A 25,537-nucleotide genomic window follows, 5' to 3' on the forward strand; every position below is an offset into this window, starting at 1 on the left:
CTTTTTTATTCTTTTTTCGTTTAATAACTTACATAATAGTCCTTGGGAAATTGCTCAGCATTCCAGCATTTTTGGGAAGTCCAGGGTTGTGGAGCACAGGTCCAGAACTCATCATCTGCCGGTAACCCCAATGGCAAGAATGACAGAGAGGCCACATACATCGAGCCTGCGTTTGTATAGTAATCTGCGAGATTGGATTGTTTATCACCCACTACGCCCATACGCAGCCATCCTGAGGGTGCAAAGGTTTTGTCAATATAAATATGGCGGAGTATCGTGGTCAATGCGGCTCTGACCTGACCCTTCGAAATATCTTCGGGCAGCTTATTTTCTAGAGCAACAGTCGCTAGAGGCTGGAATGCGGCATTTTTATAAGTTGAGGAGCGTCCAACAACGACATAATGCCCTTCCGGAGAGATCATGCGTTCCAGGTGATGCACATAACGCTGCATTCGTTTATAGGCTCGCTCATACATTTCCTTGTATTTTCCTCCCGCTGAAATGTTATGACGCAGTGACTCCACCTGCATACAATGGATTACATAACCATTGTAGTGGTCAAAACTAAAATGGGCACCATCACTATACCAGCCATCCCCCACATACCATTCCTGATCAAATTTATTGACCGCATAATCGATCTTTTCCCGTGCACATTCCTCTCCTATGCTGTAAAGAAATGTTTCTGTCATTGCCGCAAAAAGCAGCCAATTGCTCTCATTCGGTTTAATTTTGCGCAATAGTTTAAACTCTTCGACGACTCTTTCCTTAGTGGCCTGGTCCAAAGGCTGCCATAAAGCTTTTGGGGCTCTCAGAAAAGCCAGTGCAAGATGCGCTGCATCCACAAGGGTCTGAGATGAAGGTCCTCGCCAAGTAAAATAATCCGAAGATTTTGGATCTACACCATATTGTATACCCAATAATGCTTGGTCACGTAATTTTTTACGCAATTTACCTTCCTCCGTTGCGTCATCCGCTAATTCCAGCCAAGGTGCCATTCCAGCCAACAAACGCCCAAAGGCTTCCAGGTATCCAACGCCGGGATCCCTACTATCAAAAGTCGGGCTCACCTCCATCGGCATATTTTTACGCCATTGTTCCTTACTGATATTGCTCAATATGGGAGCTGCCATCTTGTGTAAGATAGATACCCAATAGGCACGATCGTTCTCGCGGTAATTATTTCTTTCCGACGCGGTAACATTGGCTTTCGCTTCACCAGCAAAAGATGTCGCCAGGGCTCCCATCCCGGCACCGCCCAATAGTTTTAATAAGAGTCTTCTTTTCATTGACATTGGTTTATAACGAACACAATCGAAGTGTTACACAAAACATTAAAAATCTTTATTTTAACTAAAAAAACAAACAAAAAGAAATCAATCGCTCGAGCAAACGATTGCATGAGCGATTGATAACAACTTCTTTACAGGAGACAGAAAAATCTTCTCCTATTTCTTAATCGTCCCAGCCACTATTTTGTGTCAAGGCTGTGTTTCGTTCCCGTTCCACTTGTGGAATTGGCCATGTATAGAGCTGATCACCTCTCCAGTCATACGGAGAAACGACTCCTCCCCATGCTTGCTTAATGCCGTTTCCTGTGTAAAAGGATGTTTCTTTCAATGTATTCCAACGCAACTCATCAAAATAGATAACACCTTCACACATCAACTCACGACGGCGTTCTTCACGAATTTCTTTCCGAAGATCCTGCTCACCAATTCCTAACGATAACTCTCCAACTCCTGCACGCTTTCTGACCTCATTTACCTTAAGCACAGCTTCGCCTGGTTTTTTCGACTCATTCAATGCCTCCGCCCATAACAAAAGGATATCCGCATAACGCATGACGATATAATCATATGCGCCAGCTTCTCTGTTTGGGATACCTGGATTAGCACCTTCGTAAACAAACTTACGTGGGTAGTAGTAAAAATCAGTGACGATATGCGTCCTCAAATCAAACACGCCACCAAACTCCTGTCTATATGGCCATCTAGAAGTAAAGGTTTGATCTGTTGCACCATTGGCTCCCACAAATGTAGAATATGGTAGAATGACATTGCTAGCTAATCTAGGATCACGATCTTCATAGGCTTTCTTCAGGCGTTCTTCATTACCGGTAGGCAAATACAAAGACATATCAAGCTTGTTTGTCGTCCGTTTTTCTATATTCGATATTTCAGTAGCAGTCAAATTATTCCGAAGGAAAAACACCTCCCTTTGGCCCGGTGCCATCTGATTATAGCCTGGCAAGTAATCGTCCCAATTAAACTTAGATCCATCTTTGCGTTGATAGCGGTCTGCCGCATCAGGGTGTACTAAATAAGTATTCCAATTGGATCCAAATGCTGAGCGCGACCCAAATCTGAACTGATAATCCGAACCGTATCCTGCCAATGCGATATTCTGAATACTAAATATAATCTCCGGACTTTGTTCATTATCTCCTTTAAATAGAGATGCATAATCGCTAAATAAACTGTGTCCCAAGCTTTTGACTTGTTCGAAATCAGCGATTGCTTTTGCCCACTCTTTTGTATACATATAAGCCTTGCCACGGAGCGCATAAGCGGCAGATTTTGTCACCCTACCAAAGTTTGCATTTCCTTTATCATAGCGATTTGGTAACTGAGCTTCGTTGATACAATCCGTGAGATCTTTAATGATAAAGCTCCAAACTTCCTGTTCAGTATTCCTTGGTTTATCAACTTTGTCCCATTCGATTGGATCGGTATAAATAGGCACTCCTTTATACAACTGATTCAATCGATAATAGTAATAGGCGCGTAAGAATTTTACTTCTGCAGTTAATTTAGCCTTTTTCTCTGCTCCCACTGGTGACACATTGGCTATCCCATAGATCGCATTATTGCTCCGATGAACACCTTCATATAAATTTTGCCAAGTGGATGAAAAAATCCCCGATGAACTTGTTGCCGTTGCATTCATCAAGGTGAATTATCCCGGCCATGGAGAGTAACATAGGAATCATATACATAAAGCATCTGACCGAGGCGCAAACCTTGATATACACCATTTACACCTTGGTCCGTAAGGTTTTCAGTTAGCCACATATTATTGGTCAATACCTGTGTTTTAGGTACTGTATCCAATAAATCCTTCTGACAAGCAGAAAACAATGTTGCTGAACCGAGAGTCACGCTAAGCAATATTTTTTTACTCCACAAATTATATTTTTTTATATTATTTTTCATAATCTTTCTCTTTTTAGAATCCAATATTCAAACCAAAAGCAAACTGTTTCATTGTTGGATATTCTGCTCCTGCACCAACTTCTGGATCTAACCCCGGAAAATCAGTAAACATCAATAGGTTCTCTCCAGAGAAAAATACCCTTAAACTACGTACTTTAACTTTTTCAGTTAGTTTCTTATCAAACGTATAACCTATTTGCAAATTTCTAAGCTTTAAAAAATTTGCATTATACAACCAATAATCGCTTGCCTGATTATTGATATTTTCTGCAGAAGTTCCGTATTTCAATCTAGGGAAATATCCATTTTGATTGGTACGTGGATCATTTGGTGCCGCCGGGTTATAGAAATAATGGTCATCTGCAATACGAGTGGTTACCTGGTTACCAAGGATCAACACATTGTTATTATAACCAGCATCTGTCCAATAATACTGTCCTCCAGCCTCTCCTGCCCAAATCATAGACATATCAAGACCTTTATAAGAGAATCCGAGATTAAATCCATAGATATATTTAGGACTTGTCGACGTTCCGGTAAAGTACTGGTCGGCATTATTTCCATAAATACCATCTCCGTTCAGATCGGCATAGATCAAGTCTCCATAATACATCCGTGCATTCGAACCATAGCTATCCGCAATGGCTTGGGATGAGGTTACAAAAGAATAACCAGCAGCTTTCATCGCTTTTGCCCACTCGTAATCCTGATCCGTACGGATCATCCCTGTAGTAGGTCCACCGTTAACATTGACGGATCCGTCGGAATTAAAATAACTACCATTTCCTCTATATACTTGACGTAAATAGAATTCATCCAACTGGTATCCCTCAAGTCTTCGGTTTACACCACCTGTAGATACATCACCTAAATTAGTCTGCCATACCATTTTTCCCGTTCCGTCATCAACCATACCTTGAACCAGCTTACCCTCGTATTCCATAACTTTATTTTTATTATACGAGAAATTACCACCAATGTTATAACTGAAATCCCCGATCTTATCCCGCCAGTTCAGGTTAAGCTCAATTCCTTTATTACGCATAGCGGCCTGGTTATAAAAGGGAGCACTAGCAGTACCCGCAGTAATTGGCATCTGCGCTGTACGAATAATATTTGAAGTTTTACGATCGTATAAACTTAGTTCCACGGATGCGCGTCGGTTTAATGTTGCAAATTCCAATCCAAGCTCCTTATTTTCGGAATCTTCCCATTGCAACAAGTTATTGCCAAAACGTGACAATCTAAGACCATTAGCCTGCGCGCCGTTGAAAGAATAACCTACCTGGCCATACACACCATGCCATCCATATACGTTCAGATCGTCTCCGCCATCATTCCCTAATTTACCCCACGATCCACGAATTTTAATATCTTGCAAATAAGGATCTACCGCCTTCATAAATGATTCCTTAGACAATATATATCCTAACGAAACAGAAGGGAAAGTACCATATTTCTTGCCAAGACCAAATTTTGATGAACCATCTCGGCGTAAACTAAATTCGGCTAAATATTTCCCATCATAATCGTAGCTAAAGCGACCGAAAAAAGAACGCATGGAGTTATCAGATTCTGCGCCGGAGATGCTATTCATCTCGGTTCCTGTACCGATATTAGTAATGGTAGCATCTATCAATCCTTTTGTAGAAGCACTAAATCCAGAATCGTTGTAATAAAATTCATTATGACCAACTAATGCACCAATCGTATGTTTACCAATCGTCGTGTTATAACGCAATACGTTATCAAAAGATTTTCTGTAAATTTTATTATAGGACTGTCCAGTCGTCGAGGTCGCAAGGTTAACAGGAGTCGACGTAATCGTCATGGTTGAAAAGTCATACCGTGGTGACGGATCAGACCAGGTTTTCACTTCATCAAATCGGCTCTGGTAATTAAATTTCGTTTCAAATGTCAAACCCTTCCAAAGTTTAACATTTGCAAATAAGGTTGCGTTGAGCCGTGTACGTTCATTACTTCCTTTATTATCGTAAAGGTAGGTCAATAAATTGTTCAGCTGAGATGATTCTCCGGAGCTGAGCACAGCGCTTCCAAACTTACTGTCATACATTGGGTAAATACCTGGTGTAGTTTGCCGCAAAAAATTATACAGATTGGCATCTGAAGCCATAGAACGTTCTTCTTTAACAACAAATGTCTGTGTACCCACGGTCAGGAAGTTGGTAACATCTGTCTCCAGATTCACCCGCCCTTCATAGCGTTTCATCCCTGTATTGTGCATAATGCCAGGGTTATCCTGTATTCTTCTAGATAGATTGTAGCGGATATTTTCACTCCCCCCCAAAACACTGACATTATGACTTTTTAACCAGGCATTCTCATAAATCCAATCGCCCCAGTTTGTATTGGGATATGCGACATAATTTGGTATGCCCTGAGCAGTCAAACCATTTGGATCAGCATTTGCCGCCGTCCAGGTATCAATAGCACTTTGCGTATATGGGCCTTTCTCGCCGATATTTTCTGCGGCCTCTTGAAACAAGCTCATATGTCTCAAATAATCGCTTACAAATTCAGGCTTTGCGCTTGGCGTTGTTCTCGAAAACAAACCTGAATATTTTATTTGCGGCGCTTGTCCGCCTTTTCCTTTCTTTGTTGTAATGACAATAACTCCATTCGCGGCCCGCGCACCATAGATAGCTGCCGAAGACGCGTCTTTTAATACTGATATTGTTTCAATATCTTCCGGATTTACTGCATCCATTACCCCCTGAATACCGTCAATAATGACAAGAGCATCATTATTGTTCATGGTACCTGTACCGCGTACGCGAATGGTTGCTCCATCACTACCAGGCTTACCATTACCGACTTTGACTTGGACACCGGCTGCAAGCCCCGAAAGTGCCGAAGATACGTTCGTTACCGCTCTACTTTCAAGCTTCTTGCCATCAATCGTCGCAACCGACCCTAACAATTTCGCCTTCTTCTGTTGTCCGTACCCCACGACTACAACTTCATCAATGGCAGCACTTGTACCATCCATAGTTACATTGACGACATTACGTCCATTGACAACAACTTCCTGATTTTGATAACCGATATAGGAAACGACAATTGTTGCATTGGAGCCAACTGACAATGAATAGGTACCGTTTGCATTTGTAGAAGTAGAAACACTTCCACCCTTTTCTCGAATCGTTACACCCGATAAAGGTGCTCCTTGACAGTCTGTAATCCGCCCCGTAATTGAAATTTTCTGTTGTGCCATACTCGCACCCACAGTAAACATCATCATAGCAGACAGTCCAACTTTGTAAAACTTTGCCATACTTTAGGAAATTAGTTTTATAATAAAAATTGGTTGTTTAATAGGTCAAAGATGAGTCTATAAGCAAATTAAGAGGGGTGAAATTCATAAATATTTGGGGGTAAAATCTTAAATTTGACACAAATACCCCATAACCATGAGCATACTACCTATTTTATCGAGACATTTTTTACTGCTGATATCCATCATTTCCATTGGTCATGCCCAGAATCTGAAATTTGAGACACTGAGCCAGGAGAACGTATTGGATAAACAGGCGGTATTAACAATTGCTCAAGATAAACAAGGTAAACTGTGGTTCGGTGGCGGAGCCAACCTTTTTGTCTATGACTCCCAAAATATCACCAATATCCTCGTACAGGATACGGTATTTAAAAAGGTAGATTACATTAACAAGATTGCCATCAACGCAAATAATGCCCTTTTTATTGCTACAGCAACGCAGTTATTTATTTTCGACATCGACAAACGTAAAGCCGTATTTAAACAGGGAAAACCTTTTCAGGAAAAAATTGCTGTTACCGACATTCAGTTTCTTTCAGACCAGATATTTTTGTGCACTGACAAAGGACTCTATCAGGCTGTCCCGACAGCTGGCACCTACAATCTCAAGAAAATTCTTGACCGTCCGCGGGTGCAATCCATTATTCAAACTAGCCCCAACAACTATATAATAGCCAGTTACAATGGCATAGAATCTTTTTCATTGCAAAATAATCAGGTCCTCCATATCCAGAATCTGATACTGCCTGCGCTCCCTTTAAAAGAACGTATTTTCTGTGCCCTATATCTCCATAAAAACATCCTGTGGGTTGGCACAAAATTGCATGGAATATTCCAATATAACTTCGCTGATAAAAAATGGAATAACTTAACAGAAACAAATAGCAATCTGCTCAGCAATAACATCCGGAAAATTGTCCCAACTAAACAGGGAGACCTGCTGATCGGTACATTAAAAGGACTCTCCATCTTTAATGGGGCACCACATTTCTTAAACTATAAACATAATACCTCCGTCAAAAACTCATTGAGTCAAAATTCAATCTATGATATTTTTATTGATCGACAACAGATCACCTGGATAGGAACTTATTTCGGCGGAATCAATGCCATCTACCCCGAACTGATCCCCATACAGCATTACTCAACACGTTCGCGTCCTGGTCTCAGCCTCAATAGTGATATCACCGGTAGCTTCGCCGAATCAGACAATGCCTATTGGATAGGAACGGAGGAAGAGGGAATCAACAAAATTGACAAAAGAACAGAAACGACCTCTCCTTTGTCAAAATTGACCCGGTCAAACCTGATCAAGGATCTATATGTTAGAGATAACAAAATTTATGCGGCACAGTATGGCGGGGGCTACTCCATTATCGATGCACAATCTGGAAACACACAACACTTTTACCTGGAAAAAGATGTCTTGAATCTCAAAAACAATATTTATAGCATTTACGTCGATCCCGTACATCGCATTTACCTCGGAACCAATAAAGGGCTTTACATCGTCGATCCTGGAAAACCTGCAGCGTATAACGCTGCATTAAAAACAGGTACAATTGATGATATCCAAGCGGACAATAAACAGCAGACTTATTTTCTCAGAGGAGGTACACTTTTTCGCAAAAAACCGAATGAATCAAACATAAACCCAATAAAACAGCTGGATACATTAACGCTAGGTGGGTTTTATGTTCATCCGAACGGGGACATCTGGCTGACATCCAAAGAATACTTATATCATTTTGATCAGCATGATCAATTAACCAAGGTCTCTCGCTTTCCGAACAATTCGCTAGGCTGGCCCATCTTTGTGAACAATCAGGTATGGCTTACCAGTAAAAATGGATTAATATGCTATAATCCCAAAACAAAACATAGCTACCTCCTGAGTCAATATGACGGTTTACCGGTCAAAAATCTACTTGGAGCCAAAGTCTTTGCCAGCAAAACAGGAACACTATTCGTCACAACACTCAATGGTGTAGTTGCCATGGATACCCGAACAATAACTTTCAATCAGACTATCCCCGAGGTACTTTTCCGAAATATCTTTCTCGAAGAGACACCCTTGAACTACGGACGGCTTCAGAAAACGACCGATCACAACAGCTATCAGCTCAAACTCCGACATGATGAAAACTTTGTTACGATTAATTTCTCAGGTTCTAATTTCATCAAACCACAAAAGAATAGATACCGATATAAGCTTGATGGCTTTGACAAGGATTGGGTTGAAACAAGTACTCCGTCAATACGATATACCAATATTCCAGTCGGAATGCATACTTTGACCATATTCGCCAGTAACAACGATGGCATTTGGAGCAGTATACCCCTACGGATCAATATCGATATTAAACCTCCCTTTTGGAGAACCTGGTGGGCCTATCTGTTGTATGCCGGCTTGTTTACCTTGGGTGTACATTTTGTCATCAAGTTTGTTGTCGAACGTGAGATGTTGATCAATTCAGAACGGGAACAGGAAAAGAAAATAAAATTCTTTACACAGATATCGCACGAAATTCGCACACCGTTGACTTTGATTACAGCTCCATTAGACGAAATTATTTCCGAAACGGCCAATCTGACTTCTACACAAAACAAAGTAAAACGGATAAAAAAGAATGCCAGTAAGCTCCTTGGTGTTATCAACGAGCTGCTGGACTTTAAAAAATTCGATGACAAACACTTTGTACTGAAGAAAACCGACATCTCTTTTAGAGAATACATAGAAGACACGTTCTACCTACTGAATGACCTTGCCAAAACAAAACATCTCAACTATTATATACGTCAGTTGGACGCAGTAGGATTACAATCCATTGATACCCTGCAGTTTGATAAAGTGATGTTTAATCTACTATCCAATGCCATCAAATATACACCCGAATATGGTACGGTTTACCTTGAGCTGATCGAAAGCGATGACTCATTTTCCATAAACATAGTTGATAATGGCATTGGTATTGCCACAGGCAATCAGTTCAAAATATTTGAAGAATACTATCGTGAAGAACAAGCTAATGATGCAATCGGCACAGGCATTGGATTGGCACTTACCAAACAAATTGTGCAGCAACACAACGGAGACATTCGTTGTTTTTCGAAGGAGGATGAAAAAGGAAAATGGACAATATTTACCATAAACCTACCGAAACAAGCTGGCGAGAAAATAGAGCCGCAAGCGGTAGATATCCTTGCAAAAGAAACAGAAGACATTAGCATACACAGACTAGGCACATTCGACACTTCCTTGCAACAAACGATTTTAATTGTAGAAGACAATAAAGAATTGTTAGCAACAGTTGTCAATCTATTTCAGGATACCTACACAGTCATTACAGCAGGTAATGGTGAAGAGGCTCTTCCCAAGGCATTGGAATATATCCCTGATCTGATTATTTCGGATCTAATGATGCCTTATATGGATGGTGCTTAACTCTGCCGAGCTATTAAAACAAATATGGCGACAAGCCATATTCCGTTCATTTTGTTGACTGCCGTAACAGACACCCATTCACAAACCTTAGCCCTGGAACACGGTGCAAATATCTATTTAACAAAACCCTTCGACAATAAACAGCTATTCCTTTCTGCTCAAAATCTCCTGGCTATCAGCCAGAAAAAGAGTAGAGAATTTCAGGTCAAAACAGCTTCATTCGACAATGAGCTTGATGCACAATTCATCTTATCCCTAAATGAATTGATCGAAGCTAATATCCAGTCAGCTGGCTTTGATGTTAATTATATATCGCGTACAATGGGAATGAGCGCACCAATTCTCTATCGCAAGTTGAAGGCCATATCCAATTTGTCACTCAACAATTATGTCAAAACGTATAGGTTAAACAAAGCGAGAGAATTACTGACATCGACCATGAATATCAGTGAAGTGGCTTATACCGTGGGCTTTTCCGACAGAAAATACTTCAGCAAGGAATTTAAAAAACAGTTTGGATACAATCCATCGGAACAGACCGCGACGTCTAACCAAAGTAGCTAAACCCTGCTATATCGAATTGTGGTCTCTATAAAATCCAATAAACTCCGTAAGAGCCAATAAAAAGACAGAGGTGGCGTAGCCACCTCTGTCTTTTAGCTTTAACTGCGCTTTTAATCAAGTTCGAATCTTACTTAAAACAAATCATTTTTTAAACGATCTGATCCCACTAAAATAAGCTTTTAGCTGTTGACAGCCTTATTTAGCAATCTCTTTGATCATTGGTTCGCCCGCCAATAAGCGTTGATATCGGACCAGGGCCTCCACATAATAGTAATCGGCATAGGTCAAAGGCACATCGATTTCCGAATTCAACGGTAGCGCTCCAACGCTATGTTGTAATATATAACCTCCATTTTGACCATAAGGTGCCATATAAGGTGCTTTCGACAGATTTTTAAGAATAGTTTCTGCTTTTTCAAAATAATTCAAAGCTTCGCTCCCTTTTGTATATTGTGAGAGTTCTAACAAAGCAGATGCATATAATGCCGCCGCAGACACATCCCGCAGATCCTTATTCGGATACATTTTATCTGACTGTGCAATTTTGTCTTTATCAAAATCCCAGTAAGGAACCAAATCAGCAGGCAAATTCGGATTGCTTAAGATATACTTTGCGATTTGCTGGGCCTGCTTCAAAAATTCTTTCTTCTTTGTCTCGCGATACATCATGGTATAACCATACAGCGCCCATCCCTGCCCTCTTGACCACGCCGATTCATCAAATGCGCCCTGATGGGTCTTTTTACCAATGGCCTTGCCTGTGTTTTTATCATAATCGATCACATGGTATGAACTATAATCTTTTCTAAAGTGATTTTTCAAAGTTGTTTCAGCATGAGATACCGCAATATCATAGAATTTTTTATCTCCAGTCATTTTAGACACCTGTGTCAAAAACTCCAGATTCATCATATTATCGATTATAACCGGATACTGCCATGATCCGTGATCCCAAGAACGGATCGTTTTGGTAATGGGACTATAGCGAGATGCTAAGGAATTCGCACCGGTGCTGAGTACTGGTCCATACTTTTGCGTATCGCCCGTGAGACGAAGTGCATTTCCGAAACTACAGAATAACATAAACCCTAAATCATGTGTGCCCTTGTTGTTCTTTTCTTTTTCTAGATAGGTCAATTTCTCGGTTGCTTTCTTTAATAACCCTTCATCTTTGGTGCCTTCATATAAATACAACAATGTCCCTGGATAAAACCCCGAACACCACCAGCTCGACGAAGAAAATACCTCTTTGCCATTTTCGAAAGTTTTTGGAAACTTCTCTGTCGGAGTTTCGTTCACCAGGACTTTTATTTGCTTCGCTGCAGCATCTAGCTGCTGCTGAATAAACGCTTTGGATAGATTCGGTTTTGCCGTTTGCGCCTGAACGACAGTCGAAGTACCCAAAATGGCCAATAATAACACGGAAAGTTGTTTTAATTTCATTATTTTCTATTCTTTTATTTTTATTTGGTCAGCGCATTAGCGCTTTAATTCTATACCTAAATAATCCGCTCTTTTTCTTTATTTCAATTGATCGAGGAATATTAAGCAATTGGCTCAAGGAGCTTGAATATTCAGTTTCAACGTAATTTCTTTAACTTACTTTTATCAATGTACATTAATCAAAGCGATTGCTCCCTTATCAAGCTTCAGATCAATTGTTCCATCTCTCCTTATATCAAACGTACCTTTTCCCTGTATCTTTACCTCTGGTATTCCGATATCGGATTTTAAACGTAGACGACCTCCATATTGACTTTTGATCCGGATGTTGGCCGTTTTTCCATTTTTCCGCTCTGCTGATACGAGATTTCCACCATCTGTCAAAAAATTGGTAAAGGAAACATCCTTCCATTTATGAGGAATAGCAGGAAACACGCGTAATACACCATTCCAATACTGCATACACAATTCTTGAATACTGGCCATCGCTGCCAGTGGGGTTTCTATCACCGGACCGCTTTCAGCATATAGTGTATTGGCTTTAATATATTTCTGCAATAGCACATCCAGCGAAGCCAAAGCCGAGTCTCCTCTTCCCATCATGGCATACATAGAGGCAGCCCCCGTAAATGAATAGCCCTGCAACCATTGCTTTTTGCTCTGCCAATGTGCAATAGAGCGCTCAATAAGAGCTTGATTATTTACCTGATCCCAGTTTATATCGTAAAAAGGATAAATCATCATTAGATGCGAATAGTGACGATGCGATTCGTCATAGGGTAGATCTTTTGCGATCATAAAGCCATCGACATCTTGTGGATAATCAATCAAGTTGGCCAATACGTCTTTCCAGACAGCATGAAGTTTATCCTTGCCGCCTCTTTCTTGATCCAGCTCAATAAGCGTCTTGAGCCCCCATTTGAAAATAGAAAGATCATAATTTGTATCATAAGCATACCCTTTTGAATATTCTGGTGAATAGGTTTTCACACCGATATGGTATTTTCCTGCTTGATTCTTTTCCAATAAGTGCAAATGATAATTTATCGCTTCCTTCAGTAGCGGAAATAAGCGATCATATACTTCCTGCGACAGGGTCGCTCGATAATATTGATAATAACTATGCAACAGCCATACGAGATTACCTAGCTCCTTTTCACCATCGGAAGCCGCATCCAATGAAAATTTTTTTGCCAGAAGAACAGGACTCCATAAGCTTGGCCCCGAGGAGCGACCTACAGCCAAACTGTTATAGCGATAAGGCTCGGGAACATTTTGTCTTAAATTATCTTTATTCCGATCAATCATCTGGATCAACGAGTTTGCAATACCGAGCTGGTTCGCTTTGAAAACAGGGGAATAAGCAAGTTGCATATTAAGATTAAGCCAGTACGCTGGCCACGGAGTTGGACTTGTCCAGGGCCCCTGTAAATCCATAGCGGGTTTATCTGACCTTGTTGCACTGGCAAGCTTATACAGTTGCATATCATAAAACTGCTGGTAAACCGTATCTGGCAGCTCCAGTGTAGATGCTGTAAAATAGTCTGTCCACCACTTGCGATGGGACGCCAGTCCCTTCGTTAACTTTTGTTCTTTAAAATTCTGAACATAATTGATCGCCTTTTTGACATAAGCGGTTCCCTGCTGGTTATAATCTACGGTAATTAAATAGGTATCCACTTCTTTGCCGGATCTGCCACAATAAGCCGTCACATACCCTCCCCCGGCTAGAAGAGGCTGATCAAAATATTTTATTTCGCCTTGGGTGCCAAAACTTCCTTTTGGATTTGTCGGATAGTTTTTCGGTTTTTGCGTATAGCTGAATCCCATCCTTGGGCTGATGGCTTCGTCGGGTTTCCATGTAAGATGGTAATTCCCGTTAAAATCTTTTTTAAATACCTCTAGCAAAATAATGTTGTCATTTGATAAGGTGGTCGTCCGAATTCTCACCATCCCTTGGTCTGTGCCGACTTTCACCTCAGCATAGGCATCTTTTAAATGAATTTCTCCTTGTGCCTGCACAATCGGGCGTTCAAATTCTATTTCAAAATGACCTAACGACATACGCGCCTGATCAAACAATTTATCGGCCGAATTCGCTCGATGATCATAAATATCAGTTCTTCCAATATCCACACGCATCGAATTCTTACCGGCTAAGTAAGTCATCGTTCCCAGGAGACCATTTCCAGTAAACACACCTTCATAAATGGTATACCCCAGTGCGGGAATTCTAAATTGTGCTGCCCCCAAAAATGGCTGGCATAGGATGCAAACGAATAAAAACAGTATTCTTAGATTCATCATTAGGATTTAATGCTATCAGAGCGACCATAAAGATGCTGGATTATTCTCCTGAAATCAAGCCTCTTTTACGAAAACGATTGAGGAAAACCTAGATTCAAGCTCTTCTCTGTCCATCACATCGAATAGCTACCTCTCTGAAATGTAACAATTTAGTAGATAAAACAACACAGCATAGGCAATAATGAGGTAGCTATATATGAAAGAAATGAATTCAACAGTATTCTTTTGTTATTTTTTAACAAAACACAAATAAACAATACGTAAAATTTTAGTTATCAGTTTACATTTATCAGTTTTTTATCTATTTTTAAGATTAAATATCCAATGCCGTTATTTTTAACAGCCTAATAGTGGATCAATTATAAAACAACTAATCCAACCAAAATGAAAGAACAGAATTCATCAAGGCGTGATTTCATAAAAAAATCCGTGGTCGGTGCTGCGGCATTTTCTATTGTACCACGCTTTGTACTCGGAGGACAGGGCTATCTTGCTCCGAGCGACCATCTAACCAAAGGTGTAATTGGTGTCGGCAATATGGGCCGTGGGCACTTTGGCTACGCCGGAACTAAAACAGTAGCCATTTGTGATGTGGACAAAACCCATCTAGCGGCAGCACAAGCAGACTTAGGCGGTGGTGTGAAGGAATACTATGACTTTAGGGAGTTGATTAAATCTCCGGAAGTAGATATTGTGCATATTGCTACTCCGCCACATTGGCATGGACTAATGTCCATTGAAGCGGCAAAAGCAGGAAAAGATATCTGGTGTGAAAAACCAATGACACGTACTATCGGTGAGGGTAAAAAAGTGAAAGAAGCCATTGCACAACATGGCAATATCTTCCGTTTAAATACCTGGTTTCGTTTCAAGGATGATTTTTATGGAATGAATGTTCCAGTAAGCAAAATCAAAAAATTAGTTGATACTGGCATGTTAGGTTGGCCTTTGAAAGTTACAATAAGCAAACATACCGGCTTTGACTGGAAGTTCTATTGGGTAGGAAAGGAAAATTTACCAGAGGAGAAAGTACCGGCTGAACTTGACTACGATTTTTGGTTAGGTCCGGCGCCATTTAAGCCTTACAATAAACACCGCGTGCATACCACTTTTAGAGGATATTGGGATTATGATGGTGGCGGTCTAGGAGATATGGGGCAACATTATATGGATCCTGTTCAATACTTCTTAGGTAAAGACAACGAAAGTCCGATTACCGTCGACGTTGATGCTCCGCAGCAACATCCGGATGCCGTGGGCACATGGAGACGAATTACATTTACCTATGCCGATGGTTGTCAGATCATTTTAGACGGTGAAGCAAAAGATGAAAAGGCAGCCTATATTGAAGGTCCAAAAGGTAAATTATATCGAGGATTCCAATCAGATATACCAGATTTGGAAAGAAAACTTGCACAGTACCCTGAACCTGCACCACAGATTACTGACTTCTTGGAATCCGTTCGCACAAGAGAAAAGTTTGCACTGAATGAGATCAATGGACACCGTTCTTGTACCTTGGTCAATATGGGATTAGCAGCATTGCGACTGAACAGATCACTAAAATATGACTCCCAAAATGAGCTATTTATTAATGACGACGCCGCAAATAGATTAATTCACCAACCAATGAGAGGCCCTTGGTCTATTTAAAAAGATATCCCAATGAAAAGAATATTCAATTCGCTGACCGTATTGCTTCTTATATCTAGTGCAACCTACGCTCAGCAACCACAAAATAGAACGACTGCAACTAAAATAGCAGACGTATTGGCACAACAGCCGGCTGAAGAAAAAGAAAAGTTTTTACTTGCCATGCATGAGCTGGGAGGTTTTTCTTCTGATGACGTCGTTACGTTCCTCAAAGGACTTAAAGCACCAGGTAGCAACAATGCTCCGATAGAATTTGCGGCAAACAGCTATTCGTTCTATGTAAATCAGCCTGGTAAAGAACAACAAAAAAGAGTTTTCGTTGAAGGATTGGCAAAATCCATAGCGCAATTGAGTGAACCAACAAATCAGGTCTTTGCCCTACGCCTGTTACGTCAATGCGCCGATAATACAGCTATACCAGCTGTCGCTAATTGTTTGACAAACGATTATCTCGCCGATGCAGCAGCGAGAACCCTAGTATCTATTCGTACCCCTGAATCGACAGCAGCCTTAGAAAAAGCTTTAGCAGCATCCACAACAGAGAAAACTGCCATTGCCCTGGTTACAGCACTCGGAGATCTAAAAGATAAAAATGCTGAAAGTGCCATTTTAGGATTAACGCAAAAATATAATTCGGATGGTTTCCAACGAACAGCATTGATCGCGCTGAGCAAAATCGGGGGCACAGCTTCTGAATCGCTATTCCAGGAAAAACTAAATGCCGCCGGCTATAGCTATGACAAATTGGATGCAGTAGGACTTGGTATCGACTATGCTCAAGCATTGATCGACAATAAACACGACCAAGATGCGGTTAAGTTCCTAAACAAGTTTTTCCAGGAATCACAAAAAGCAAAATCGATCAACGGCCAAATTGCATCGCTTAAATTATTGACAACCATCGACCCAGCGAAACAACAAAAGAATTTGTTAGCAGCTGTTAAGAGCGATAATGGTGCTTACCGTAACATTGCATTACAATTACTCGGAAAATATGGAAAAGGCGCCGACGCAAAAAGCTTGCTTGCTAAAGCAAGCAAGGGTACTCCTGAAGTGCAAGAAAGTGTATTGAACTACTTAGCCCACAATGGTTCGGCAAGCAGCTTAAAACTAATCCAGGCATTAGTAAATAAAACACAGTCTCCCGTAACTAAATTAGCTGGATTAAGTGCACTAAATACACTATCTCAGGGTAAAGAAACCAATACCTTAATCCAGGCGCTCAACGCTGATCAACAATTTAACAATTCGGTAAAAGCATTGATCCTTTCATCGAAAGATGCAAATGTCGTTACTGATGTCAACAATGCACTTGCCACTGTAGACGACGACAAAAAGATTCAATTGCTGGATATTTTAAGTAAACGTTCCAACAATGCATCATCCAAAGCTGTACTAGCCATAAAGAGTGCAAACCCTGCTGTCGAAGAAGCGATCAACAAAGCACTCCCAAATGTCGCTCAGGAATCGGACTTAGAAGAACTATTCGGTAGGTTAAACAATACAACAGACAATAAATCTGCCGTGCTATTGCAACGTGCCATTGTCAATGTGGTTCAGTCAAGCACAAATTCAAAGGGATTAACAGAACAACTAGCAGCTAATATAGCGAAGTCTGCAGCGCCTAATACCGCTAAGTATTTCCCTATTTTTGCTGGGCTTGGTGACGCCCAGTCATTGAAAGCTGTAAATGCATACCTTAACAACAATAATACAGGTCTACGGTCCGCAGCAATTGAGTCTTTGGCTAGCTGGTCTACCTCCAACGCACTGCCAGAATTGGTATCGCTGTCCCGAACAGAAAAAGACGATAATCTTTTCAATACGGTATACAGAGGATTAATTAAATCAATTTCTTCTTCTTCGAATACGCCTGAACAGAAAACTTTGTTATTAAGAGATGCATTCAACGTTGCCAAAACCACAGATCAGAAAAAAGCAGCATTATCTGCGTTACAACCTACAGGAACATACCAGTCTTTAGTTTTTGCCGCTGATTTAATGAGCGACGCGCAACTTGGCGGAACTGCGGCCAATGTAGCGATGAACATTGCAATGGACAACAAGTTCTATGGCAAAAAGGTTAGAGAGGTTCTTGAACAGGTAATCGGTAAATTGTCGGGTAGTGAAAGTGGATACCTTAAGGAAGCTGTTGTTCGCTATCTCGCTGAAATGCCGATCAAAGAAGGTTATGTTTCGATGTTCAATGGTAAAGACCTAAGTGGCTGGAAAGGTTTGGTAGCAGATCCGATCAAACGCAGTAAAATGAACGAGAAAACTTTAGCAGCAGAACAAGCTAAAGCCGACGATATCATGCGCAAAGGTTGGACAGCATCCAATGGTGAAATTGCCTTCAGTGGTAAAGGCGATAATCTGGCGACCGTAAAGAAATATGGCGATTTTGAAATGCTGGTAGACTGGAAATTGGAAAACTATGGCGGTATAGAAGGTGATGCCGGTATCTACTTGAGAGGTACTCCCCAAGTACAAATTTGGGATATTGCGAATACAAGAGTCGGCGCCCAAGTTGGCTCTGGCGGATTATATAACAACCAGAAAAATGAAAGCAAACCGTTGAAGGTTGCCGACAATGCTACTGGCGAATGGAATACATTTAAAATCAAAATGGTAGACGATAAAGTCACAGTTTGGTTAAATGGACAGTTAGTAACCGATAATATTCCTCTTGAAAACTATTGGGATAGAAACCAATCAATTTTCCCTACCGAACAAATTGAGTTACAAGCGCATGGTTCAGTTGTTTATTATAGAGATCTTTTTATCAAGGAATTCCCAAGAAAACAAATCTTTAAATTGAGCGATCAAGAGAAAAAAGAAGGTTTTGAAGTACTTTTTGATGGAACAAACCTCGACAAGTGGACAGAAAACCAAGCTTATGTTGTCAACGATGAAGGTTATATCTGGGTGTATCCAAATGCAAAATTTGGTGGAAACCTTTACACAAAAGAAGAATATGCAGACTTCATTTATCGCTTCGACTTCAAATTAACGCCTGGTGCCAACAATGGTGTGGGAATACGCGCTCCTCTGGAGGGAGATGCCGCATATGAGGCCATGGAAATCCAGGTACTTGATGATGGTGCAGATGTTTATAAAGACTTAAAGCAATACCAATATCACGGTTCAATTTATGGAGTTGTTCCTGCCAAAAAAGGTCATTTAAAACCCGTAGGTGAATGGAACTCCGAGGAAATCGTGGTGAAAGGAAATCGCATCAAAGTTACACTGAATGGCGCGGTTATCGTGGATGCGGATATCGCCGAGGCAAGCAAAAATGGAACCCTGGATGGCAAACAACATCCTGGGCTTAAACGAACCTCTGGTCATATCGGGTTTCTAGGACACGGTACCGAAGTATTCTTTAAAGATATTCGAGTAAAAAAACTCAAATAGTCTAAACTTATACGTAGAGAGGGGATAAGGAATCTTATCCCCTTTTTGCTAATTAGCCCACTTGCTTGTCAAGTGAGAAAAATAACCAAATGATTCCAAAACTTTTGCTAAATTAAAGCCCTGAGGATTCTATTTCAAAATTTGACGTTTTATGACTAAAGCCGTAAACTTACTGATTAACAAAAAATTGGAGAGTAAACCTGAAAAGAAAAATCTGTTCAACAAAATCTCCATTATAAAATTAATAGCCGAATTAGGATCTGTATCGGTAAATGACATTGTAAAAAACCTCTATTTAAGCCTGCCTACGGTAAATAGCCTTATTGCAGAATTGCTGGAAGATGATTTTATCCGTCAATTTGACAAAGGAGAATCTATTGGTGGACGTAAACCCAATTTATATAAGCTATGTGATGGATTGTTTCAGGTGCTATCGATTGAACTCCAACGTTTCTCCATCACACTGAGCATAATGGACAACAACCAGAACATTATTGCTGAAACTGTTGAGCTGGATAATGAATTATCTCGAAATGGAGAAAATCTAGCCGCTATCACACAAATCGTTGATCAATATCTTATCGATAAATCAGTTGATACTGAGAACCTAACAGGGATTATTATTGGCATGCCAGGACTAATCAATGCTGAAGAAGGTACTAACGAGACTTTTTTACATGACGACAATCAATCCATAACAAACTATTTTGAGCGCATATATAAAAAACCGGTCTTCATTCTGAATGACGTCAAAGGCGCAGCTTATGCTGAATTGAAATTTGGATTGGCAAAAAACACAAAAAACAGTTTAATTATCCTAATGGATTGGGGGATAGGTTTAGGAATCGTGTCCAATGGCGAAGTCTACCTAGGCCGTGATGGCTACTCCGGCGAAGTAGGACATATGCCCTTTATCGACAACGGCGAACTTTGCTATTGTGGGAAAAGAGGCTGTTTGGAAACCGTAGCTTCCGGGATTGCTTTGGTCAACAATGCTAAACAGGAAATCCAAAAAGGAGAGCTGACTAAATTAAATGAATTACAACCCGATGAATTACAACATTTAACACCGACACATATTATTGAAGCGGCAAACAAGGGTGATCAATTTGCAATAAATCAGATTTCAAAACTAGGAACAAACCTAGGAAAAGCATTTGCATCTTTAATACAGCTACTCAATCCCGAATTGATCGTGTTGGGTGGAAAAATTGCAAAAGCAAATGAATTGATCACGATTCCGATACAACAAGCCATAAATTCCTATACCATGGCCATTTTGAAGGAACATTGTGACATAAAAGTGTCAAGTCTAAATCTCGACAGCAATACCGTGGGTCTGACAAATTATTTTATCACGAAGTACCTATCGGTTGAATTGCTTCATAAATCCAAAATCTAAAACTGCCCTGTACTCAACAAGACAAGAGTACAGGCTCTTTCTGTCTTAATACCGTGCTCCATAGCGAGCTGTTCCAATTCTGCATTCTCCGCACCAGGATTAAATATTATTCGTTTTGGCTTCGTCGCTAATATATAATCGTAATATTCTTTCTGATTAGGCTCACTAAGATACATTGTCACAGTATCAATATCTGTATGGATATCACCTTTCTTTTCAATAGGAACTCCGGCGGCTTCCCCTCCACTCAAGCCAATATTAACGATAGCATGCCCATGTTTATGCAACATATTTGCAGCTTTATTCGAATAACGTGAAGGATTGGCACTAGCACCTAAAATCAATGTTTTTTTCATCCCTTTTTATATCTTTTGTGTTTACCTGTTGCATGCATACTCAGGGCATGTAGATTATCTTCTTTGCCTTCTCGTTACAATAGGATAAAGAAGATAATCTAAATTCTCAAAGTAGCATCGCTCAAAAATTACTCATCGATGATAAAATCACCATGGTTGCTATACGCATTTTTACGCAATACTGGCATTCCCATGATTTTATAAAGCTCGTCCAATTTGACCAAGCTTCCATTTGTCATATTAGAAAGTAAAACAATAACTATGTTTCTCTTTAAATCTCTTACATAAATATGTCTAAAACCGTGCCACCAACCTGTATGGTATACGATATGATCATTACCATGCTCAAACGTACGCCAACCATAACCATAGCTAAAAATTCCCTTTTTGGCATCCGGATATCCTCGGTATGCCGAATCCAATGTTGACTGCTTTAACAATCGTCCATCTCTCAAAGCAAGATCAAAACGATAAAGGTCACGCACCGTACTATAAATTCCTTTGTCACCAAGCGGTCCATCCTGAAAATTTTGCACGACCGATCTTCGCCATACCTTGTCATGTCCAATAACGTTAGTCGGAATTTTATCATACACTGCCTTAGAAAGTGCAGCTGTATTTGTCATTCCTGCAACATTAAATACGCTGTCTTTCATATACGTAGCGTAATCTTGCTTTGATATCTTTTCAATAATGGCCCCTAAGACCATAAAGTTGGAGTTATTGTAAAAGAAACGCCCTCCTGGCGCACCATAGCGATTGGGTTTAAATTCAGTCAGCATTTTCATCACATCCTGATTCGTCATTCCTTTCTTACGATCAGGCCAATGTTCCTCGGAAAAATAAACATAATTAGGTAATCCCGAACGGTGTGTCAATAACATTTTTATGGTAATACCAGGATAAGGAAAATCCGGATAGAAGTCATTGATCGTTTGATCGAGACGTAACTTTCCTGCCTCTACTAACTTTAAAATTCCGACAGCTGTAAGCGGTTTAGAAACGGAAGCGAGTTCAAATTTGTCATCAATTTTTAGACTATCCCGTTTTAAGTAATTGGCCCAGCCGAATGTATTCTGATATAAGATTTTACCATCTTTCGCAACAAGAACATTCCCATTGAATGCAGCTTTTGAATGAAGATTCTTCATAAAAGCATCGATCTTCTGATCTGCATTATTTGGATTATAGACGAGCCTTGTGCTATCCACTTTTGCCTGCGCTATCGCTGCTTCCTTCTGTTTTTTCTCTTTTGAACTACAAGCCACTGTAGATACAAACAAAAGAGCGACCATTCCCTTTAAAAAAAATAATTTCACTATACTAAGTCTCCCGGATTTTTGTGTTTTCTGTATTGTATATCAATAAATACCCCCTATTTCCTGTGTCCTAAATAATATCAAATTATTGAAGCTCGTAATAGAAGGACCAGCATACTGATAATAATGCTAAAATGAAGATTTTAGTATAAAAAAACTAATTTTTCCCTACAATAATTGTTATTCATCGTATATGTTACCTTTTTTACGCACAGCGTCTCTTTCACTATAGCGTTGAACAACCTGTGCTTCCTTCAACCAAACGGATAACGATAGAAATTATCGGTAAAAAAAGCTTTCCTGTGGAATGAGCTTAATCAATTAAGGCCATAAAAAAAGCCACTTTATTACTAAAGTGGCTTTTAATTCCTCTATTAAAGGATTATGCTAATAATCTTACTGGATTTTCAACCAAAGATTTCAATGTTTGCAAAAATGCAGCTCCAGTTGCACCATCAACCACACGGTGATCACAACCCAAAGTCACTTTCATTACATTACCAGGAACTACAGCTCCGTTTTTAACTACAGGAACTGCTTGAATAGCACCAACAGAAAGAATAGCTCCATCTGGCGAGTTGATAATGGATGTAAATTCATCAATTCCAAACATACCTAAGTTGGAAACTGTAAATGTAGATCCTTCCCAATCCGCAGGCTGTAATTTTTTAGCTTTCGCCTTTTGGGCGAAGTCTTTCACCTCTGCAGAGATATGTGACAATGATTTACCATCTGCAAAACGCACAACAGGAACTAATAAACCATCTTCAACAGCCATTGCAACACCAATGTTGGTATGCTCATTGAAACGGATTTTATCGCCTTGCCATGAAGAGTTTACAGCAGGATGTTTTTTCAAAGCAACAGCAACAGCTTTTACAACGATATCATTGAAAGAAACTTTTACTGGAGCAACCTCATTGATCTGCGCACGAGCAGCCATTGCATTGTCCATGTCAATTGATACAGTCAAATAGAAGTGTGGAGCTGTAAACAATGACTCTGCTAGACGACGCGCAATAGTTTTACGCATTTGGTTAACTGGTTTTTCAGTATAGCGCTCTTCACCAACAAATGTAGGCAAAGTGATTGCTTTTGCTTCTGTTGCAGGAGCAGCTGCAGCTTTTGTCTCCGCAGGTTGTGCAGAAACAGGAACAAACGATTCAACATCTTTCTTCACAATACGGCCACCATCTGCAGAACCTTTGATATCACTTAAATTGATACCTTTTTCTTGTGCAATTTTACGTGCTAAAGGAGAAGCTTTCACACGAGAATCATCACTTGAAGACGATGCTACCGGTGCAGCAGTTACAGCAGCAGCTGAATCAGCTTTAGGAGCTTCAGCAGTTTCCGCCTTTGCAGGTGCAGATTTTTGATTTAACAAAGGTGTGATATCAGTTCCAGCAGGACCAACAATCGCGATGATGTCGTTTACCTTTGCAGCTTGTCCAGCTTCGAGACCAACATATAACAAGGTGCCATCAGCATAAGCTGTAACCTCCATAGTCGCTTTATCAGTTTCTACATCAGCAATAGCATCGTCAGATTTTATCGTATCACCAACTTTGAAGTTCCATTGCGCAATGACCCCCTCTTTCATGGTATCACTTAACAAAGGCATTGTAATAACAGTACATCCCAATTCTTCAGGAGTTACAGTACTAGCCGAAGATTCTGGACCAGAAACTTCTTCTGCCTTTTTTTCTTCGGTTTTTTCTGGTGCTTTTTCAGCAGCAGGTGCATCACCACTCAACAATGCTTGAAAATCTTCACCCGGTTCTCCTAAAACAGCAATAACAGCATCAATAGCTACTGCTTCGCCTTCTTTGGGACCAATATATAAAAGAGTTCCTTCTTGGTAAGACTCAAAGTCCATCGTAGCTTTATCTGTTTCAATCTCAGCTACTAAATCACCAGAATTTACTTTATCACCAACTTTTTTGTGCCATTTCGCGATGACCCCTTCGGTCATTGTATCGCTCATTTTCGGCATTCTTACTACTTCAGCCATTCTTTATTATATTATCAAGTTAAAGAGTATTAATCTAAAATAAATGGATAGTCTTGTTGTACATATACATCTTTGTACAATTCATCTGCAGTTGGATAAGGAGATTCCTCTGCAAATTTCACCGACTCCTCAACGACCTTTTTCACATCAGCCTCAACTTCTGCAAACCAAGCGTCATCTGCATAGTTGTTTTCTAAAATAGCATGTTTAGTCGACAACAATGGGTCACGGTCTTTATACGCTTCTAGTTCTTCTTTCGTACGATATTTAGCTGGATCAGACATGGAGTGTCCTTTGTAACGGTACGTACGAATTTCTAGGAATGTCGGACCTTCACCTGCACGAGCACGTTGAACAGCTTCGTCCATCGCATTGTGTACAGCAACAACATCCATTCCATCAACCGGAGCAGAAGGCATATCGAAACCTAAGCCCATTTTGTAAATATCTTGCATGTTCGTCGTACGTTGTACAGAAGTACCCATAGCGTAACCATTGTTTTCGCAAACGAAAATAACGGGAAGTTTCCATAACATAGCCATGTTAAGGGTCTCGTTGAAAGCACCTTGACGTACAGCTCCATCGCCCATATAACAGATATTCACATTATCTGTACCTAAATATTTTTCAGCAAATGCAATACCAGCGCCCAAAGGAATCTGACCACCAACAATACCATGGCCACCCATGAATTTATGCTCTTTCGAGAAGAAGTGCATAGATCCGCCTTTACCTTTAGAACAACCTGTAATTTTGCCAAACATCTCAGCCATACAAGCATTAGCGGAAACGCCTTTTGCCAAAGCATGAGCATGATCACGGTAGGCTGTGATTAAAGAATCCTCAGGTTTTATTACTGACATCGTACCCGCAACTACCGCCTCTTGTCCTATGTACAAGTGACAAAAACCACGAATCTTTTGTTGTCCATAAAGTTGGCCTGTTTTTTCTTCAAACTTACGCATAAGTAACATCGACTTATACCACTCCAAATATGTCTCTTTTGTTATAGGTGTTGAACTCATTTCAAAGTTTTGATTTTCTTACTATTCTAGACTACAAATCTAATCATTTTGGACGAATTTCCTTGGCCAAAAATCAATTTTA

The 25,537-nt window shown here is 40.2% G+C and carries 15 protein-coding genes; 5 read left to right on the top strand and 10 right to left on the bottom strand.

All coding sequences use genetic code 11. The features are described from left to right. Nucleotides 1-20: 20 nt before the first annotated feature. The 4 genes from AACH28_RS13505 to AACH28_RS13520 form a co-directional block, all read right to left on the bottom strand. Complete coding sequence (locus AACH28_RS13505; RefSeq protein WP_341830718.1) at nt 21-1,289, bottom strand: DUF2264 domain-containing protein; 1,269 nt, start codon at nt 1,287-1,289, stop codon at nt 21-23. Nucleotides 1,290-1,455: 166 nt separating this feature from the next. Then, entirely contained in the window at nt 1,456-2,949 is a 1,494-nt protein-coding gene (locus tag AACH28_RS13510) for a RagB/SusD family nutrient uptake outer membrane protein (RefSeq protein WP_341830719.1), read from the bottom strand. Beyond that, entirely contained in the window at nt 2,949-3,215 is a 267-nt protein-coding gene (locus tag AACH28_RS13515) for a hypothetical protein (RefSeq protein WP_341830720.1), read from the bottom strand. Before AACH28_RS13515 ends, AACH28_RS13510 begins: the two co-directional genes overlap by 1 nt. Nucleotides 3,216-3,228: 13 nt before the next feature. Beyond that, the gene (locus AACH28_RS13520) at nt 3,229-6,510 is read right to left on the bottom strand and encodes a TonB-dependent receptor (protein ID WP_341830721.1); all 3,282 of its coding nucleotides are present in this window, start codon (nt 6,508-6,510) and stop codon (nt 3,229-3,231) included. A 136-nt stretch (nt 6,511-6,646) separates the two neighbouring features. On the opposite strand from AACH28_RS13520, the gene AACH28_RS13525 reads away from it, so the two are divergent. After that, nucleotides 6,647-9,958, top strand: a complete 3,312-nt coding sequence (locus AACH28_RS13525) for an ATP-binding protein (protein WP_341830722.1) — start codon at nt 6,647-6,649, stop codon at nt 9,956-9,958. 24 nt (nt 9,959-9,982) lie between these two features. After that, nucleotides 9,983-10,522, top strand: coding sequence for a helix-turn-helix domain-containing protein (locus AACH28_RS13530; protein WP_341830723.1), 540 nt, complete (start codon nt 9,983-9,985; stop codon nt 10,520-10,522). A gap of 195 nt (nt 10,523-10,717) precedes the next feature. Here AACH28_RS13530 and AACH28_RS13535 read toward each other — a convergent pair whose 3' ends face one another. Together AACH28_RS13535 and AACH28_RS13540 are read right to left on the bottom strand one after the other, a co-directional pair. Beyond that, nucleotides 10,718-11,965: a glycoside hydrolase family 88 protein gene (locus tag AACH28_RS13535; protein ID WP_341830724.1), complete on the bottom strand. Its 1,248-nt coding sequence runs from the start codon at nt 11,963-11,965 to the stop codon at nt 10,718-10,720. Nucleotides 11,966-12,130: 165 nt separating this feature from the next. Continuing rightward, complete coding sequence (locus AACH28_RS13540; RefSeq protein ID WP_341830725.1) at nt 12,131-14,272, bottom strand: glycosyl hydrolase family 95 catalytic domain-containing protein; 2,142 nt, start codon at nt 14,270-14,272, stop codon at nt 12,131-12,133. 384 nt (nt 14,273-14,656) lie between these two features. Between AACH28_RS13540 and AACH28_RS13545 the strand changes: the two genes are divergently transcribed. The 3 genes from AACH28_RS13545 (at nt 14,657) to AACH28_RS13555 (ending at nt 20,741) form a co-directional block, all read left to right on the top strand. After that, nucleotides 14,657-15,925, top strand: coding sequence for a Gfo/Idh/MocA family oxidoreductase (locus AACH28_RS13545; RefSeq protein WP_341830726.1), 1,269 nt, complete (start codon nt 14,657-14,659; stop codon nt 15,923-15,925). A gap of 12 nt (nt 15,926-15,937) precedes the next feature. Further along, entirely contained in the window at nt 15,938-19,339 is a 3,402-nt protein-coding gene (locus AACH28_RS13550; protein ID WP_341830727.1) for a family 16 glycoside hydrolase, read from the top strand. A gap of 151 nt (nt 19,340-19,490) precedes the next feature. Beyond that, on the top strand, nt 19,491-20,741 hold the full coding sequence (locus tag AACH28_RS13555) for an ROK family transcriptional regulator (protein ID WP_075990861.1): 1,251 nt from the start codon (nt 19,491-19,493) through the stop codon (nt 20,739-20,741). On the opposite strand, the gene AACH28_RS13560 is transcribed toward AACH28_RS13555, so the two are convergent. From AACH28_RS13560 to pdhA, 4 genes are all read right to left on the bottom strand, one after another. Next, nucleotides 20,738-21,097, bottom strand: a complete 360-nt coding sequence (locus tag AACH28_RS13560; protein WP_341830728.1) for a CoA-binding protein — start codon at nt 21,095-21,097, stop codon at nt 20,738-20,740. The two genes, AACH28_RS13555 and AACH28_RS13560, sit on opposite strands and share 4 nt — an antisense overlap. 128 nt (nt 21,098-21,225) lie before the next feature. After that, nucleotides 21,226-22,416 carry a serine hydrolase gene (locus AACH28_RS13565; RefSeq protein ID WP_075990859.1) on the bottom strand — a complete coding sequence of 397 codons (1,191 nt, stop codon included), beginning with the start codon at nt 22,414-22,416 and terminating at the stop codon, nt 21,226-21,228. A gap of 382 nt (nt 22,417-22,798) precedes the next feature. Then, nucleotides 22,799-24,430, bottom strand: a complete 1,632-nt coding sequence (locus AACH28_RS13570; RefSeq protein WP_341830729.1) for a 2-oxo acid dehydrogenase subunit E2 — start codon at nt 24,428-24,430, stop codon at nt 22,799-22,801. Between the two features lie 29 nt (nt 24,431-24,459). Next, on the bottom strand, nt 24,460-25,455 hold the full coding sequence (gene pdhA / locus AACH28_RS13575; RefSeq protein WP_341830730.1) for a pyruvate dehydrogenase (acetyl-transferring) E1 component subunit alpha: 996 nt from the start codon (nt 25,453-25,455) through the stop codon (nt 24,460-24,462). Nucleotides 25,456-25,537: the final 82 nt, after the last annotated feature.

Source organism: Sphingobacterium thalpophilum (assembly GCF_038396785.1).
Taxonomy (GTDB): domain Bacteria; phylum Bacteroidota; class Bacteroidia; order Sphingobacteriales; family Sphingobacteriaceae; genus Sphingobacterium; species Sphingobacterium thalpophilum_A.

Coding starts and splice junctions, on each gene's coding strand:
- AACH28_RS13505 (WP_341830718.1), bottom strand. CDS start 1,289: ATGAAAAGAAGACTCTTATTAAAACTATTGGGCGGTGCCGGGATGGGA.
- AACH28_RS13510 (WP_341830719.1), bottom strand. CDS start 2,949: ATGAATGCAACGGCAACAAGTTCATCGGGGATTTTTTCATCCACTTGG.
- AACH28_RS13515 (WP_341830720.1), bottom strand. CDS start 3,215: ATGAAAAATAATATAAAAAAATATAATTTGTGGAGTAAAAAAATATTG.
- AACH28_RS13520 (WP_341830721.1), bottom strand. CDS start 6,510: ATGGCAAAGTTTTACAAAGTTGGACTGTCTGCTATGATGATGTTTACT.
- AACH28_RS13525 (WP_341830722.1), top strand. CDS start 6,647: ATGAGCATACTACCTATTTTATCGAGACATTTTTTACTGCTGATATCC.
- AACH28_RS13530 (WP_341830723.1), top strand. CDS start 9,983: ATGGCGACAAGCCATATTCCGTTCATTTTGTTGACTGCCGTAACAGAC.
- AACH28_RS13535 (WP_341830724.1), bottom strand. CDS start 11,965: ATGAAATTAAAACAACTTTCCGTGTTATTATTGGCCATTTTGGGTACT.
- AACH28_RS13540 (WP_341830725.1), bottom strand. CDS start 14,272: ATGATGAATCTAAGAATACTGTTTTTATTCGTTTGCATCCTATGCCAG.
- AACH28_RS13545 (WP_341830726.1), top strand. CDS start 14,657: ATGAAAGAACAGAATTCATCAAGGCGTGATTTCATAAAAAAATCCGTG.
- AACH28_RS13550 (WP_341830727.1), top strand. CDS start 15,938: ATGAAAAGAATATTCAATTCGCTGACCGTATTGCTTCTTATATCTAGT.
- AACH28_RS13555 (WP_075990861.1), top strand. CDS start 19,491: ATGACTAAAGCCGTAAACTTACTGATTAACAAAAAATTGGAGAGTAAA.
- AACH28_RS13560 (WP_341830728.1), bottom strand. CDS start 21,097: ATGAAAAAAACATTGATTTTAGGTGCTAGTGCCAATCCTTCACGTTAT.
- AACH28_RS13570 (WP_341830729.1), bottom strand. CDS start 24,430: ATGGCTGAAGTAGTAAGAATGCCGAAAATGAGCGATACAATGACCGAA.
- pdhA (WP_341830730.1), bottom strand. CDS start 25,455: ATGAGTTCAACACCTATAACAAAAGAGACATATTTGGAGTGGTATAAG.